The organism is Tenacibaculum profundicola (assembly GCF_057220795.1).
In genome coordinates, this window is the sequence record NZ_CM170137.1 from 3,421,952 (window position 1) to 3,438,684 (window position 16,733).

The window sequence follows — 16,733 nt, forward strand, 5'->3', positions numbered from 1 at the left end:
AAAGTAGAAAAAAAATATAAAAATGTCAAATTAAATTTCCTAAATTATATTTGACAAGCTAAATTTTTATATTAGCAGGGAAAGAGAAAGAATTACGAACCGGGGGGGAGAATTCGAAAAAGAGCACAATAAAAATCGACGTAAAGTCGATTTTTATTTGTCTTCATCTTTCGGAGGTAATATTTTAAAGTTAGTTTCTTTAAGTACTTTTTTATTAGCGATCTTTTTTTCAAAAGACAGTAATAAAGATGGAAGTAATAATAAATTGGAAACCATAGCTAAAAGTAGCGTCACTGAAACTAAACCTCCTAAGGCTATTGTACCACCAAAACTAGAGATGGTAAAGACTAAAAAGCCGAAGAACAGTACTATTGAAGTATAAAACATACTTACTCCTGTTTCTCTTAGAGCGGCATATACAGCAGGTTTTATTTTCCATTTGTTCGCCAGAAGCTCTTGTCGATATTTCGCCAAAAAATGAATGGTGTCATCTACAGAAATACCGAAAGCAATACTAAAAACAAGAATAGTGGAAGGCTTTATAGCAATGCCAAAATACCCCATTAAACCAGCTGTTATCAGTAGTGGAAGCATATTAGGAATCAAAGAAATCAAGATCATTTGTGGCGATCTGAACATCCAAGCCATAAAAATTGAAATTAGCAATATGGCTAGTGATAAGGAAATAACAAGGTTTCTAATAAGATAGTTGGTGCCTTTCAAGAAAACCAAGGCTTTTCCCGTCATTGATACCTTAAATTTTTCCTCTGGAAATTCTTTTTTAATCACAGCCTGAAGACGTTCCTGAATAATATCCATTTTATCCGTACCAATATCTTTCATAAAAGTGGTAATTCTAGCATATCTACCAGTTGAATCAACAAAGTTTTTTAACATGCCAGCATTGGTACCCGAGTTTTTTGTGTATGAAAATATATAACTCTTCTCTTGGCTGGTGGGTAATTGATAGTATTTAGGGTTTCCGTTGTAATAAGCTTGTTTAGAGTATTTAACTAAATTTGTGATAGAGATAGGTTTAGATAACTCCGGAAAGGTTTCAATTGTTTCGTTGAGTTTTTCAATTTTTTTAAGGGTAGATAGTTTCATGACCCCTTTTTCTTTTTTAGTGTCAACTAAAATTTCCAAAGGCATGATGCCTCCAAACTCTCTTTCAAAGAATTTGATGTCTTTATAAAACTGCTTACCTTTAGGCATATCTTCAATTAGGCTACCTGAAACTCTTATTTGATATACCCCAATTATACCAAGAATAATGACTACAACAGTGGTGATGTAGATAGCGATTCTTTGTGTTTTAACCGTATGCTCCATCCAGTTTACAACGTCTTCAATCCATCTTTTTTCTAGGTGCCCTAGGTGTTTTTTTTCTGGAAGAGGCATAAAACTGTAAATAATCGGAATAATTAAAAGAGCGAGGATAAAAATACTTATGATATTTACCGATGCAAGAATTCCGAATTCGCGTAAAAGTTGACTTTTTACAAAAACAAAAGTTGCGAAACCGGAAGCGGTGGTAATATTGGTCATTAAGGTAGCATTACCAATCTTTGAAATTACACGTTGTAATGATTTTGCCTGATTACCATGTTTTTTGACTTCCTGTTGGTATTTGTTGATAAGGAAAACGGCGTTTGGCACCCCGATAACAATAATCAAAGGTGGAATTAAAGCAGAAAGAATAGTGATTTCGTAACGAAACCATCCAATAAAGCCAAATGCCCAAACTACGCCTATACCTACTACAAGGAGTGTAATAAATGTAGCTCTAAATGAACGGAAAAAGAAAAAGAAAATTAAGGCTGTAATGAGTAACGCTCCTAGCACAAAGATTCCCATTTCTCTCGTAATGTTTAATGAATTAAGGGTGCGTATATATGGCATTCCTGAAACACGAACGTTAATACCCTGTTGCTTTTTAAAGGCATCTATTTTTGGAATTAAAATTTCCGTAATAAAATCAGCTCTCGCTGGTGAGTTTATAATATCTTTATTTAAATAAATAGCTGTTTGTAATACCCCTTTTTCATTGTAAAGAAGATTTTCGTAGAAAGGTAGTTTTTCGAAAAGTTGTTCTTTTATTTTATCCACTTCCTCTTTTGTTTTAGGAGGGACATTGAAAAGAGGTTCAATGATAAATTTTCTTTTTTTTCTGTCAGCTTTTAATTGCTGAACATCAGATATAGAAACAGTAAAATCAACTTGAGAAATACTATCAAATGACTTTGTTAATTGGTTCCAAGCATTGAATTTTTTTGGAGAAAAAATAGTGCTGTCTTTAACCCCAAGAATGATAAGGTTCCCTTCTTCCCCAAAAATCTTTAAAAACTGATTGTATTCTAGGTTAGCCTCATGGTCAGAAGGTAGAAGATTTGCTTCAGTATAAGAGAAGCGCATATGTTTCATTTGAGTGACTAAAAGCCCAGTAATAACAGCGATAAAAACTAAAACTAAGTAACGGTTACGCAATATAAAGCCTGCGATTTTTGTCCAGAAAGTCATCCAAAAAAAATTTTAACAAAGGTAGTTAAATGAGTGTAATAAATATAAAAAAAAGAGTGTATTAAACACTCTTTAAAATTTTTAAGCTAGGAGCCAATTATACCGTCATAATTTCTTTCTCTTTGACTGCTAGTTTATCATCAATTTCTTTTACAAATTGGTCAGTCAAATTTTGAATATTATCCTCAGCGATTTTTTTCATATCATCTGAAATTTCAGTTTTCTTAATCTCGTTATTAGCTTCTTTACGAGCATTACGAATACCTACTTTTGCATGTTCTGCTTCAGCCTTAGCCTGTTTTACTAAGTCTTTACGGCGCTCTTCAGTTAAAGGTGGTACACTTATAATGATATTTTCCCCATTATTCATTGGGTTGAAACCAAGGTTCGCGATCATTATTGCCTTTTCAATTTCTTGTAACATGTTCTTTTCCCATGGTTGAATGGAAATTGTACGTGCATCAGGAGTATTGACATTCGCTACTTGACTTAATGGGGTAGCTGCCCCATAATAGTCAACCTGAACATTGGCTAACATGGCGGGAGATGCTTTACCTGCTCTAATGCTTCTTAGTTCCTGTACTAAATGATCTATTGCCTTGTTCATAGCCTCTTTGGCTGAATCTAAAATAAAATCAATCTCTTCATTCATTTTGTTACTATTTAGAAACCTCTTATTCTATTATGAGGTGATTATTTTTTATTGGTTATCAACTACTGTACCGATTTGCTCACCAGAGATAAGCTTCAATAAATTTCCGGTTTTATTCATGTCAAAAACAATGATAGGTAACTTGTTTTCTTCACTTAATGTAAAGGCTGTCATATCCATAACTTTTAAACCTTTTTCAATGACGTCTTTAAAGGTAATAGTATTAAATTTAATGGCGTCTTTGTGTTTTTCAGGATCGGCTGTGTAAATTCCATCCACGCGTGTTCCTTTTAAAATGGCATCAGCATTAATTTCAATGGCCCTTAAAACAGCTGCCGTGTCCGTTGTAAAATAAGGATTACCAGTACCAGCTCCAAAAATAACAACACGTCCCTTTTCTAAATGGCGATTAGCTCTTCGTTTAATATAAGGTTCGGCAATTTCTTTTATTTCGATAGCTGTTTGTAACCTGGTTTGAACGCCTTCGTCTTCAAGAGCGCTTTGTAAGGCTAATCCATTTATACATGTGGCTAGCATTCCCATATGATCTCCTTGAACTCTATCCATTCCATTTAATTCTCCTGCAACGCCTCTAAAAATATTTCCACCGCCAATAACAATGGCTATTTCGATACCTTTTTCAACTACCTGTTTTATTTCTTGTGCGTATTCCTTAAGCCTTTTCGGATCAATACCATATTGACGTTCACCCATTAAAGCTTCACCGCTTAATTTTAAAAGAATTCTTTTGTATTGCATAATTTTATTGAAAGTTGGGCAAAATTAAGGATTTTTTTTGACTATACTTTTATGTATAACAAAAACCATCCTGATCAGGATGGTTTTGATATTGTGTTTAGATAGAACAAACATGATTAAATTATGACTATCTTTTCTTTTTCAATCGTTTTCATTATTCTTTTATGACCTTTTCTGAATACACTTTTTCATTTATATAAACTTTTACAACGTAGACCCCAGGTTTTACTCTAGAAATATTTATTTTAGTTGGTATTTCACCTACTATGCTTCTTTTCTGGATTACATTTCCTCCTATATCTAAAACTTCTAAGATTCCTTTTTCTTTATTATTAGTCATTGAAACTTTAAATTCACCTTGGGTTGGGTTGGGTGCAATGATCATTTCTTTTTTTACATCGCAATTGTAATAGAACAAAATATATTCGGCATCCCAATTTGGTCCTACAGCAAATTGTATTATATAAAATGTTTGATTATCAAATGTTAAATTAAAAGGAGACTGCGTTAAATCTATATTATTAGGTGCCTGTCCTAATGTCCAGCCTTCATAAATAGGAATATCTGTATTACTCCATGAATATGGGTTAAACGGAGTTACAGAGATAAAATAGCCTTCCTCACATATGCTTAATGATCCATCGAGAGCTACTCTTTCACACATTACCGGTATATTCATAGAGCCATATGGCGTATTTGGCACATTGTAATAAATATTTACATTTAACATACTTACTGCGGCTTGGGAACCGGTAATATCGCAGCAATAATCTTCTCTGTATTCAAAATGAATATAATGATGGCATTCTGTTCCATCAGGAAAGGTAAAGATAATACCGAAAGAGTATGTGCCCTCTTCGGTTACTTGGAGTGTTGTGCTATTGGCATTTGGTATTGTCTGATTATTTAAATCCCAGAAAATAGTGTCGATTGTTATATCATTTGGAAGGTTTTCTATCCGCAGTTCTTTTGTTTCGCAGTCCATTACCAATTTTAAATCCTCTGGACAGCAATACTTTTTGGTAATCATTATAGTATCTGATACAGACTCGCATCCTTCTACAGAAATAACGACAGTAACTTCACCTTCAGCAATTGAGGTCATCAATGTTTCTCCGCCTTGTTGTATGATTTGACTATTATGATACCAGGTAATTGTATAATTTGAATTATCAAAACCTTGGTTTAATATGTTAATATTTCCAACGGGGTTTTGTTCGCATTCTATATAAATATCATTGCCTAAATTTGGTTGAGGAATTTCATCTAATATTGTATAGATCTGATTAGCTGTGCACCCATTTTCATCTGTAATGATTAAAGTATAGTTTCCTGTTTGTGATGGGGTAAAACAAATGTCTTCTCCTAAAAGAATAATCGAAGTTGGATCATGATCTGGACCGTACCATTGGTAGTTGTACGTGGAGTCAATGGGAGCCATTGGGCCGCAAATTGCCTCAAATCCACTACACATTAGTATTTCATAATCAGTGATTGTGGTTGTTTTCTCATAAAGGCAAAAATTATCAAAAGCAACATAGCGACTACCATGTAAAACTGTGCTGCTCCTGGTTATGAAAATATGATCTATTCCATTAGCGGGAAAATCAGGGGAACTAGATGAAAATGTTATAATTTCTTGTTGTTTAGTTCCATTTGTAGTATTCGGAACTGAAATAGTACCTAGTAATACAGTGTTATTTATTCCATATAATTCTAAATTGGTTGGATTATGAGAGGACATAGGGTGGTAGGGTGTTGGGTTTGTAGAATTGTACAACCCGTAAATACCTATTTCTGATGCTCCCCAACCTCCTAAACAAGCAATTTCAAATGACAAATTATAATTTCCTGAATTAGGAGAAATTGTAATTGGCGTATTTGAATCACCTAGCTTTACTTTCATACCTTCTCTCATAGATGGATTCTCAACTAATCTATTATCAATCCAGCAAGACCCATAATTTCCATCTGTAGGGTTTGGCAAAGAAATAAAAGGAGAATGATTTTGATCGTATAAATCTGCTTGACTTCCAGTACCCAGGTTACCCCATATAGGATTCCAAAATAACGCTAATTGAATGGTGTTGTTTATGTTAGTTGGGGGAGTTGCCGTTAATTCGAATTGACCATTTTTAATTAAATTACCATTCTCACAACAATTGAGTTGACTATATGAATGAGTCCAAGTTGTAATGAGAATAATCGTTAAAAGTATTTTTTTCATAATTAGATTTTTGTATAATTAGTACTTCAAATCTATTCTAATTATAAAAATTGAGCACAAGCTTTACTTGCCTTTGTTACCGATATATGTGAAATAGTTATCGTTTAAAACGGGGGTGTTACGGATACTATGGTTTTAGGGGTGAATTATATGGGTTTAGAAATGAATGTTTTGTAAGTTTTTAAGATAACTCTGACTTACAGGAAGTTTTATATCATTAACTTTTAGTTGCTCTTTAGATTTGGCGGTTATTTTATCTATTCTAACTACATAGGAACGATGAATTCTTACATATTCAAGTTTATCGGGAAGGCTATCTAAGATTTTTCCGATATTCATTCTGATAGTATGTTTTTTTCTTTCGGTATGAATTTCGATGTAGTTTCCTGCTGATTTAATATATAAAATGTCTTTCGATTTAACTCTTACCAAATTTCCGTTTTCTTTAAAACAAAAAGAAACTTCTTCTTTTCTTTTCATATATTTTATCAATAATCGTAACAATTCCCTAACAATGTCTTTATTGTATGACAGTACTCGTGTTTTAAAGAAAATATAAATTAAAAAACAGATAGTCAAAAGACAAATGCTTGTAAACCAGTTTGTTTTCCAAAATGGAGGAAGAATACGAAATGAGTAGGATATTATTTTCTCAGAACACTTCTCATTATCCATACACATTTTGACTTCAAGAGTATAATTATTAGGAGCTAGGGAGGTAAAGTGAATTTTCCTTTCCTTGGTAGAAGTCCAAAGTCTAGTATTATTTAATCTATATTGATAATAGAGGTTGTTTTTATTGGCAAATGATATCCCCTCCACAATAAAATCAATTTTATTTTCTTTGTAAGATAATTTGGCATTGTTCTCAATGCTTTGTTTTGGGTTATTATTTATATATGCTTTCTTTAGCTTAAAGTAATGGTTGTTGGTTTTTTTTAGATTAAGTTGATTTTTTGGAAAGAAACATAATCCCTGTTTAGTTGCTGCCCATACCGTATCACTTATAATTTCAAGATCTTCAATTTCATTACTTAATAAACCGTTTTCTTTATTAATACCTGTGATTTGGTAATCAGTTTTGCTAAAAACTACTCTGTTTATACCTTTATTGGTGCATAGCCAAATAGTAGTGTCATTTTCTATAGAGATTTCATTTATAATATCACTGAATAATCCGTCTTTTTTAGTGATGTTGTATATATGTTGACCATCATTAATAACTAAACCTGCATTTTGAGTTGCAACATATAGTATATTTTTGTTTTTGCTGATATCGATATCATCACTCCTGAAATTAAAAAATATCGATTGTTTCGATAGCGGAGTAATATCGTTATTGTTAAATTTGAAAACACCTAAAGGAGTGGCTAAAATGGTGTCGTTCTTCCATACGGTTACATCATGCACTCTAAAGGGTAATTTGTCGTGTGTTGTGATGAGTTTGTTGTTCTTAATCACATTAAATCGTCTTAAGCTAGAAACAAAAATTGTACTGTCGATGGGCTCTGATATTTTTAATATATAGTGCTCCAGTAATGTCTCTTTTGTTTGATAGTTTATTAAAGCTTCATTGTTGTACAAATATGTGTGATTAGATATAGAATCATTTTCAACAAATGCGCGGATATTATTTTTTGGCTGATCAATTACAGTGAATGTTCTGTTTTTTAAAATTTTTATTATGTTTCCGTTGTTACAACCTACTAAAAGCTCTCCGTTTTTTGTTTTCGTTAGGTTGTTAACGTGGTTGTTAGTCTGATTGTTGAGTTTGTGAATGGTTATTAGAGGGGTTTTAGTATAATATATCCCAGAGTTTAGGGTTGTAAACCAATAGCCTCCCTCATGATCAATTAACAAGTCAGTTATAGATTTACCGTATAAAAACGACTTTAAAATAGATCCTTTTTTGTTTACGAATTTTCCTCCTCCAAACTCATACCCAATAAAAAAATGTTCCTTGTCAATAATTTTGATTCCTAGAGGCGAGTGTTTGTTCGGTATGGTGATAGTACGCTGATTGTTGTTTACTATTTTCACCATACTATCATTCATAAATACAGCTGTTTCTTCTGGCTCTAACCAATCCGCCATAATGCGGGTAGTCTTGTGAATGGAAGAAGACATAGATGAATTGATTTTTGTAGCATCTATCGTGGTGAAAAAATATGGAACGTGGCTATGGTTATTATCTTTTTGTAAAACAATGGATTTTTCAAATTTTGTAACTGAAAGAAAGTAATCATTATGGTTATAGTTGGTTTTTACGTTCCCTTTTTTATCAATAATTAATTGTCCATTGATATAATATCCGCCAATATGTAAGTTGTCATCTGAGTCTAGATAAACACTTTTCACAATGCTCTCAGTTTTTAGATTTTCATGAAGAATCTTATTGTGTTCATAAGGTTTAAAACCGTTAAAAATTTCATCAAAATAGAAAAGTGATTTATTATGGAAAGAATAACACCATATTTGTCCATTTTTTTGAGGATAAAAACGAAGCACCACATTACCTGTTAAGCCATCATTAGTATCGAAATTCTCGAACTCATATCCGTTATACCTAGATATACCCTTATCTGTGGCAAACCATATGTATCCATCTTTAGTTTGATAGGCATTATAGATCTGTGAACTTGGTAATCCCTCATCTACTCCTAATTGTTCATAAATGAACTCTTGTGCAATACAAAGGGTGTGGATGAATGTAGCTAAAAGAAAGAGAAAAGTTTTTTTATTGGAAAGTAGGTTAAAATACATTTTGTAACTATTTAGGGTTTCGGATTGTTTACCTAAGGGGTATTTATGATTTGATACCGTTTATTTAATTTAGGATCCATTTGCACCGAAGGTTGAAGATAAATGTTTTTTCTCCATTTTTCTATTTTTAAAGATATAGCGATTTTATAGAGGGTAAAGTTAAAAATTATTTGATGTGAAAAAATGACTGATTAGTAGTAATATAGGTAAAGCCTAGGATAGTAATATTTGATGTATAGCATTAAACAATTTGTTTTTTTTCCATATAATTGAAACCAATAAATTAAATAGGAATTAAGTATTATTTATTGTCACAAAAAAAACCATCCAGATCTGGATGGTTTTTATTTATATGGATTTTCGTGATTATCCTAAAGTTACACGAACGAAGGTTTTAACTTCAACATCACCGAATGACTGAACATATTCAGCTACGGTTTTCTTTTCATCTTTAATGAATTTTTGATCTAATAAAGCCTGCTCTTGATCTAAAGTAGTGTTGTCAGAAATAAACCTTTCCATTTTACCTGGTAAAATTTTATCCCAAATTTGTTCTGGTTTACCTTCTGCCTTCAATTGCTCTTTTGCAGTTTCTTCAGCCTTAGCCAAAGCATCATCAGTCAATTGTAATCTAGAAACGAATTGAGGTACGTTTTTAAGAGCTTTTCCTAAACGAACCAATTCTTCGTTATCTTTAATTATTGCAGCGATTCTAGCTTCGGTTTCAGCCGAAACATAGGTAGGGTCAAAATCTTTATAAGATAAGGTAGTTGCTCCCATGGAAGCAGCTTGCATAGCTAGGTCTTTCGTTAAAACTTCTGCTTTGTCTACAGGAGCTGTTAAACCAACCATCGCAGCAATTTTACCAACGTGAGTGTAAGCGCCTACATATGGTGCTTCAATTCTTTCGAAAGAAGTGATATCGATTTTTTCACCGATAACTCCAGTTTGCTCAATTAATTTTTCAGCAACTGTAACACCTCCAAAATCAGCAGCTAAAAACTCTTCTTTTGTTTTACAGTTAAAAGCGATATCAACAAATTGAGAAGCTAATCCTTTAAAAGAATCATTTTTAGATACGAAATCTGTTTCACATGCTAATACAATGGCAACACCATAAGTATTATCTTCGCTAATTTTAGTAATTGCTACACCCTCAGTTGACTCACGATCTGCTCTCTTAGCAGCAATTTTTTGTCCTTTTTTACGTAAGATTTCAATGGCTTTATCGAAATTACCTTCTGCTTCAACCAATGCATTTTTACAATCCATCATACCAGCTCCGGTACTCTCTCTTAATTTCTTTACGTCTGCAGCGCTTATTTTTACTGACATTTCTATCGTTGTTTTTTGTTGTAATTATTTGTTGTACAAGGTATAGAAATTTAAAGGTTTCAATGTAATGAAACCTTTAAATTAAAATTATTTTGCTTCCTTTGTTTCTTCCGCTTTTGGAGCTTCCGCTTTTGTTTCTTCAGCTTTTGTTTCTTCAGCTTTTGGAGCCTCAGTACTAGCTTCCTTTACTTCCTTTACTTCTTTCGATTTTTCTTTTTCGGCTTTTCTTTCAGTTAAACCGTCAGCAATAGCGTCAGTAATATACGATAATACTTTATCGATAGATTTAGAAGCATCGTCATTTGAAGGAATTACAAAGTCAATTGGTCTAGGGTCAGAGTTTGTATCTACCATAGCAAAAATTGGAATATTCAATTTTTGAGCTTCAGCAACAGCAATGTGTTCTTTTTTAACATCAATGATGAATAGAGCTCCAGGTAAACGAGTCATATCAGAAATTGAACCTAAATTCTTTTCTAATTTTTCACGTTGACGATTAATTTGTAATTTTTCTCTTTTAGATAAAGCATCAAATGAACCATCTTGCTTCATTCTATCAATAGAAGTCATTTTTTTAACCGCTTTTCTAATAGTAACGAAGTTTGTTAACATACCACCTGGCCAACGCTCAGTAATATATGGCATGTTTACTGCTTTCGCTTTTTCAGCAACGATGTCTTTTGCTTGCTTTTTGGTAGCAACGAACAATATTTTACGTCCTGAGTTTGCTATTTTTTGCAAAGCTTTAGAAGCCTCGTCAATTTTAGCTGATGTTTTATACAAATCAATGATATGAACACCATTACGTTCTGTATAAATGTATGGAGCCATATTTGGGTTCCATTTTCTTGTTAAGTGACCGAAGTGTACGCCACTTTCTAATAAATCTTGAATGTTTGCCATTTTGATAAATGTGTTTACGTTCTGTTTTCGCAATATTTCAGTAGGTTACTTACATCTGAAATATTTAGATACTAAACTGTTGATAAAATATTATTTTATATAACAGTTCTAATAAACGATTAACGTTTAGAGAACTGGAATTTCTTACGTGCTTTCTTTTGACCGAATTTCTTACGCTCAACCATTCTTGGATCACGAGTTAACAATCCTTCTGGTTTTAAGACAGTTTTGTGTTCTTCGTTAATGCTTACTAGCGCTCTAGTAATAGCCAAACGAATCGCTTCAGCCTGTCCAGTTACACCACCTCCGAAAACATTAACTTTAATGTCATATGCTTCTAAGTTTTCTGTTAACATTAAAGGTTGTTGAACCTTATATTGTAAGGTTGACGTAGTGAAATAGTTTTTAAACTCTCTCTTGTTGATAGTGATATTTCCACTTCCTTGTGAAACATAAACACGAGCAACAGCTGTTTTTCTTCTACCTATTTTGTGTACAGTTTCCATTATTTAAGATCGTTAAGGTTAATAGCTTTAGGGTTTTGAGCTCCTTGCATGTGCTCAGTACCTGTATATACATATAAATTTCTGAATAAAGCGCTACCTAATTTATTCTTAGGTAACATTCCTTTTACTGCTTTTTCGATAATCCTAGTAGGATCTTTATCGAACATTTCTGTAGCAGTAAGTGATCTTTGACCTCCTGGATAACCTGTGTGGCGGATATATGACTTATCTGTCCACTTTTTACCTGTTAAATTGATCTTTTCTGCGTTGATAATAACAACGTTGTCTCCACAATCTACATGAGGAGTGAAGTTTGGCTTGTGCTTACCTCTTATAAGTTTTGCAACTTTAGAAGCTAAACGACCCAATGTTTGTCCGTCCGCATCAACTAAAACCCACTCTTTGTTTACGGTAGCTTTGTTAGCCGATACTGTTTTGTAACTTAATGTGTTCATAATTACACGATTAGTTTTTGTCTAATGATTAATATTATTACTTTCCTTTTAAAAAGGACTGCAAAATTACAATTATTTATTTTATTGACAAATAGTTAGGGTAGTTTAATTTTAGTTTATTATTTTTAAACGCTTCATAGGCAGACTGGTAATAGGACACCGTTTCTTTTAAATAAGTGCTGTCTATTTCAATGGGATGTAATTCATTTTTTTGTTTATTCCAATCGTAGAAGGAATTTGTTTTTTGTGTTTCTAGTAATAATAGCTTCCCGGGCTTTAATAATCCTACTTTTCGATGGTTACCAATAAAGGCTCTCTCTTCGTTAATAGTCATGTTATTGATGTCTTTTCCGAATAAATTCGAAGTATACGACCAATTGAGGTAGCCAAATAGGGTTGGGAATATGTCTATTTGTGAACATAACTTTTCTATGGTTTCCGGTGTCTTTTCTTGTAGATTATATATAAATGCAGGTATGTGATGATTTTCAACATTTATTTCTGTTCTACCGGCACTAAAAGCACAGTGGTCAGCCATGATAATAAAAACTGTATTTTTAAACCATGGTTTTGTTTTCGCTTCCGTTAAAAATTGTCTAAGACTTTCATCTAAATATTTCATAGAGCCTCTAATATCTGTTCCAGATGGTATATCAACTATGTCTTCTGGATAGGTGTGAGGTTTGTGGTTTGAACTTGTCATAACAAAATCAAAGAAAGGCTGTTGTTTCAAATGTTGTTCGTCGGCTGTTTTTAAAACTTTCTTAAATAAATCACCGTCACAAACAGCCCATGCATTTTCAAAAGTCATTTCATCATCTTCTATACGGGTTCTTTTTGTGGGGAGTTCTTCGTTTATTCGATGAAGTTTTCTTCTGTCAACAACATCAAATCCATTATGGCTAAAATAATTGGTCATGTTGTCAAAATGCCCATCGCCACCGTAAATAAAGGTACGGGAGTATCCTTTCTGCTTAAATATCTCACCTATAGTAAATAAGTTATCATTGTTTGTGCGTTTCACAATACTTCTGCCGGGTGTTGGTGGGATAGATAAACTAATAGCTTCAAGCCCTCTAATGGTTCTAGTGCCAGTTGCATATATGTTAGAAAAGAATAGAGACTCCTTTACGAGTGAGTCTAAAGTAGGGGTCCATATTTTATCATTACCAAAGGTTGTCATGAACCTAGCGTTTAAACTTTCCAACCCTATAAATATAACGTTAGGTTTGTTTTCTACTCCCTTATTCGATATGTATTTTCTAATACCTCTAGATGCTATAAAGTTGGTGTTTGGTTCTTGTATGTTTTTTCTTAAGATGGTGTTAGCTTCTTTTTGAGGAATGGTATTGTAAAATTCTTTGTAGTTTAATTCATTGCTCTTGTATGCTGCGAAAAATGAATACATGCCTGATTTGGCCAACTCATTTTCATTTATATTAAAAAATATTTCCGCATCGGTATTTTGTATTTTGAAATGATAAAATAAAAAGATAATTCCAATGAGTGATGCTGGAAGAATCTTTTGTAAAAAAGAGTCAGTACTATCGAAGGTTAGTTGGTAAGCGTTTTTCTTTTTAGCAAATTTTATACTAAAAAATACGATAAGTATAATAAGTCCAATCAAAAAGGGTAAAGGAAATGACTGGTGTATGTTTTCGATGACTTCATACGTATACAATAAATAGTCTACAGCAATAAAGTTGTATCTTCTTTGATATTCTTGCCAAAATGGAATTTCTGCTAAAAACGAAAAAATAAAAACAAATAGGAACAAACCATAAGAAAACTTTGTTACTACTCTGTCAAGCCTACTTCCGTGGAATTTTTTAGGAATGAGTAAAATGTAAATTGTATAGAACAAAAAAAGGTAGGAGAGTACACCGATATCATAAAATAGCCCGATACAAATTATTTTAATTAGATTTATTATTGAAAAGTCTAGTGTATCTAATGACAAAGCATACAAAGAGCATCTGATTAAAAGAGCAAAGCTTAGTATTGTCAATGCAAATGTTTTTAATAGCGCAAAGCGTTTAGGTAATATTTTTGTTAACATATTATTGTTAAAACGTTAATCGTGCAAAGAAAGGGAATATTTATAAAACAAAAAAAAACTGCTAGAAAGCAGTTTTTTATTTGATGAATTTTAAAGTTTATCTTTATTCGACCTTTTGATCAAGTAAATCAAAGAACTGATTTAAACGAGGAAGAATAATTATTTTAGTACGTCGGTTTTTTGCTTTATTAGCAGGAGTGTCATTTTTAACTAAAGGAATGAAACTACTTCTACCCGCGGCAATGAGTCTGTTTGGTGCAACCTTGTATTTGTTTTGTAATTCACGAACGATAGCAGTAGAACGCTTTACACTTAAGTCCCAGTTATCTTGTAGGCTAGAGTTACTGCTTACAGGTGTGTCATCCGTATGCCCTTCTATCATAACGTCCATTTCTGGTTGACCGTTTACAACAGTAGCAACCTTTTCTAATACTTTTGATGCTTTGTCATTTACGGTGTAACTACCACTCTTGAATAGTAATTTATCAGATATTGAAATGAAAACCACCGTTTTCTCAACATTTACCTCGATGTCTTCATCATCAATTCCTTGCTGTAATTCTTTCTTAAGGTGGAAAGCAACGACTAGGTTTAATGAATCTTTTTTCGAAGCAGCAGCTCGGATCTTATTAATGTATTTATCTTTTTTACTTAACTGAGCAAGTGTTTCTTTTATATTGTCATTAGCTCCTTGTGTTAAAACGGTTAAGTTTCCTACTTGTTTTAACGTCTCCTTTTTGTCTTTGCGTAAATCTTCAATAGTTGTTTGCAATAAAGCAGATTTTTCTTGATAGCGTTCTTTTTCAACTAAACATTTGGTTAGGTTGGATTTTGTAGCGATTAATTCCTTTTTTGTTTTTTCGTGATTAGCTTTCATAGCCTCCAACTCTTTGGTTGAACTACAAGACCCCAACACTAAGGTTAGTGTGAATAATAAAAATGCTTTTTTCATTTTAAAATAAGTTTATTCTGAGTGAAAATATACGACAAAGTTATAAAAATGCACATACAAAAAAGATAATTAACAATCTTTTATGAAGATCAAATATTTTATTTTTGCAATCAAATTTAATAAAATGAAAATAAAGAGGTTTTTTTATCTAAGTGTATTGGTATTGCTGATTTGTGTAGGATGTAAACAAGAGAAAGAAAAGGCAATAACAAAACTAGAGGGTGCTGTTTTTGGTACTAACTATAAGATCAAGTATTTAGATGAGAATAATTATCAAAAATCAATTGATAGTGTATTTCAACGAATGAATAAATCGTTGTCAACGTATATGCCTGATTCTGATATTTCAATGGTAAATAAAGGGGACACAACGGTTGTGGTAGATGATTTGTTTTTTGAAGTTTTTCAGAAATCGAAACGTGTATATAATGAAACTGATGGGTATTTTGATCCTACAGTTTGTAATTTAGTTAATGCTTGGGGCTTTGGCTATAAAGAAGAGAAGAATGATTTGGATAGTGCTCAAGTAAAAGCATTGATGACTTTTGTTGGGTTTAATAGAGTTAACATGATTGATAGAAAAATTGAAAAGCAATATCCTGAAGTGTGTTTAGATTTTAATTCAATAGCAAAAGGTTTCGGTGTTGATGTTGTTGGACGGTTTTTGGAGAGTAAAAATATCTCCAACTACCTTATAGAAATAGGAGGAGAGATTCGAGCAAGAGGGAAAAAGCATAATGGCAAGTTATGGGCAGTTGGAGTTGATGACCCTAATACAGATGGTACTCGAAGTTATTCGAAATTATTAGAGTTGGACAATCAGTCGATGGCAGGCTCAGGGAACTATCGTAAATACAGAATAGGAGAGGATGGAAAAAAATATGTACATACCATTAACCCTAAAACTGGTTTTGCTATTGAAAGTAATTTGTTAAGTGCTACCGTTTACGGTACGATGGATTGTGCGGATGTTGATGCTTATGCCACGGCTTTTATGGCTATGGGATTGGAAAAATCTAAAGAGTTTCTGCAACAACACCCTGAACTAAAAGTGGTTTTGATGTATTTGGATGAAGAGGGGTTCATTAGAGATTTTTCTAATTAAAATGAAAAACCAATCCTCTCAAAGTTTGTTATTGTTGTTAACAATATGATATTTTTTATTAGTGCATGCAAATAATGATGTACTAGTGAAAATTTACGCTTATTAAAATGGTAGCATGGTAAGTAATTTACTGTATTGTATGTTTTTAGATGTAATGTTTCTTTCTTTCTTTCTTTCTTTCTTTCTTTTAAAAGAGTTACTTTGTTGTTATTTAGTTGTTTATGTTGTTGTTTCAAGTAAAATAAGCTTTGTTGAGACGAAAATTTTGTCATATATTTTAATTATTTAATCTAAAATTTTGAAAACATCATTGTGAGAGGTTCAATACATGAAGTTTCTTTCGTCTTATTTTTGCGATATACTTATTAAATTATGCTTTTTATTGATTAATTTTTAATTTTTTTTAATTTTTAATTAATTAAATAAATAAAAAAAGTTAAAAGTTTGATAAATTAATTTTTTTTTATAGTTTAGCGTCAACAAAACGGTAAAGATCT

General features: G+C 32.3%; 12 protein-coding genes. 1 reads left to right on the forward strand and 11 read right to left on the reverse strand.

Annotation, left to right across the window (positions count from 1 at the left end; genetic code table 11):
- Positions 1-153: 153 nt before the first annotated feature.
- From AC2TDS_RS14340 to AC2TDS_RS14390, 11 genes are all read right to left on the reverse strand, one after another.
- Positions 154-2,520 (reverse strand): efflux RND transporter permease subunit, encoded by a 2,367-nt coding sequence (locus tag AC2TDS_RS14340; RefSeq protein ID WP_484736263.1) that lies wholly within the window; start codon positions 2,518-2,520, stop codon positions 154-156.
- 97 nt (positions 2,521-2,617) lie between these two features.
- Entirely contained in the window at positions 2,618-3,172 is a 555-nt protein-coding gene (gene frr / locus AC2TDS_RS14345) for a ribosome recycling factor (protein ID WP_484736264.1), read from the reverse strand.
- A gap of 48 nt (positions 3,173-3,220) precedes the next feature.
- Positions 3,221-3,931, reverse strand: coding sequence for a UMP kinase (pyrH, locus tag AC2TDS_RS14350; RefSeq protein ID WP_484736265.1), 711 nt, complete (start codon positions 3,929-3,931; stop codon positions 3,221-3,223).
- 154 nt (positions 3,932-4,085) lie between these two features.
- On the reverse strand, positions 4,086-6,158 hold the full coding sequence (locus tag AC2TDS_RS14355) for a T9SS type A sorting domain-containing protein (RefSeq protein WP_484736266.1): 2,073 nt from the start codon (positions 6,156-6,158) through the stop codon (positions 4,086-4,088).
- A gap of 156 nt (positions 6,159-6,314) precedes the next feature.
- Complete coding sequence (locus tag AC2TDS_RS14360; protein ID WP_484736267.1) at positions 6,315-8,921, reverse strand: ligand-binding sensor domain-containing protein; 2,607 nt, start codon at positions 8,919-8,921, stop codon at positions 6,315-6,317.
- A 366-nt stretch (positions 8,922-9,287) separates the two neighbouring features.
- Complete coding sequence (gene tsf, locus AC2TDS_RS14365) at positions 9,288-10,256, reverse strand: translation elongation factor Ts (protein WP_484736268.1); 969 nt, start codon at positions 10,254-10,256, stop codon at positions 9,288-9,290.
- An 87-nt stretch (positions 10,257-10,343) separates the two neighbouring features.
- Positions 10,344-11,159 (reverse strand): 30S ribosomal protein S2, encoded by an 816-nt coding sequence (gene rpsB, locus AC2TDS_RS14370; RefSeq protein ID WP_484736269.1) that lies wholly within the window; start codon positions 11,157-11,159, stop codon positions 10,344-10,346.
- A gap of 119 nt (positions 11,160-11,278) precedes the next feature.
- On the reverse strand, positions 11,279-11,665 hold the full coding sequence (gene rpsI / locus AC2TDS_RS14375) for a 30S ribosomal protein S9 (RefSeq protein WP_484736270.1): 387 nt from the start codon (positions 11,663-11,665) through the stop codon (positions 11,279-11,281).
- Positions 11,665-12,120 (reverse strand): 50S ribosomal protein L13, encoded by a 456-nt coding sequence (gene rplM, locus AC2TDS_RS14380; protein ID WP_484736271.1) that lies wholly within the window; start codon positions 12,118-12,120, stop codon positions 11,665-11,667. The genes rpsI and rplM overlap by 1 nt, the downstream gene beginning before the upstream one ends.
- Before the next feature lie 76 nt (positions 12,121-12,196).
- Positions 12,197-14,179, reverse strand: a complete 1,983-nt coding sequence (locus AC2TDS_RS14385; RefSeq protein WP_484736272.1) for an LTA synthase family protein — start codon at positions 14,177-14,179, stop codon at positions 12,197-12,199.
- A 103-nt stretch (positions 14,180-14,282) separates the two neighbouring features.
- Complete coding sequence (locus AC2TDS_RS14390) at positions 14,283-15,131, reverse strand: OmpA/MotB family protein (RefSeq protein ID WP_484736273.1); 849 nt, start codon at positions 15,129-15,131, stop codon at positions 14,283-14,285.
- Between the two features lie 124 nt (positions 15,132-15,255).
- Here AC2TDS_RS14390 and AC2TDS_RS14395 point away from each other — a divergent pair, with 124 nt between their 5' ends.
- Positions 15,256-16,236 (forward strand): FAD:protein FMN transferase, encoded by a 981-nt coding sequence (locus AC2TDS_RS14395; protein ID WP_484736274.1) that lies wholly within the window; start codon positions 15,256-15,258, stop codon positions 16,234-16,236.
- Positions 16,237-16,733: the final 497 nt, after the last annotated feature.

Coding starts and splice junctions, on each gene's coding strand:
- pyrH (WP_484736265.1), bottom strand. CDS start 3,931: ATGCAATACAAAAGAATTCTTTTAAAATTAAGCGGTGAAGCTTTAATG.
- AC2TDS_RS14390 (WP_484736273.1), bottom strand. CDS start 15,131: ATGAAAAAAGCATTTTTATTATTCACACTAACCTTAGTGTTGGGGTCT.
- AC2TDS_RS14340 (WP_484736263.1), bottom strand. CDS start 2,520: ATGACTTTCTGGACAAAAATCGCAGGCTTTATATTGCGTAACCGTTAC.
- frr (WP_484736264.1), bottom strand. CDS start 3,172: ATGAATGAAGAGATTGATTTTATTTTAGATTCAGCCAAAGAGGCTATG.
- AC2TDS_RS14355 (WP_484736266.1), bottom strand. CDS start 6,158: ATGAAAAAAATACTTTTAACGATTATTCTCATTACAACTTGGACTCAT.
- AC2TDS_RS14395 (WP_484736274.1), top strand. CDS start 15,256: ATGAAAATAAAGAGGTTTTTTTATCTAAGTGTATTGGTATTGCTGATT.
- tsf (WP_484736268.1), bottom strand. CDS start 10,256: ATGTCAGTAAAAATAAGCGCTGCAGACGTAAAGAAATTAAGAGAGAGT.
- rpsB (WP_484736269.1), bottom strand. CDS start 11,159: ATGGCAAACATTCAAGATTTATTAGAAAGTGGCGTACACTTCGGTCAC.
- AC2TDS_RS14385 (WP_484736272.1), bottom strand. CDS start 14,179: ATGTTAACAAAAATATTACCTAAACGCTTTGCGCTATTAAAAACATTT.
- AC2TDS_RS14360 (WP_484736267.1), bottom strand. CDS start 8,921: ATGTATTTTAACCTACTTTCCAATAAAAAAACTTTTCTCTTTCTTTTA.
- rplM (WP_484736271.1), bottom strand. CDS start 12,120: ATGAACACATTAAGTTACAAAACAGTATCGGCTAACAAAGCTACCGTA.
- rpsI (WP_484736270.1), bottom strand. CDS start 11,665: ATGGAAACTGTACACAAAATAGGTAGAAGAAAAACAGCTGTTGCTCGT.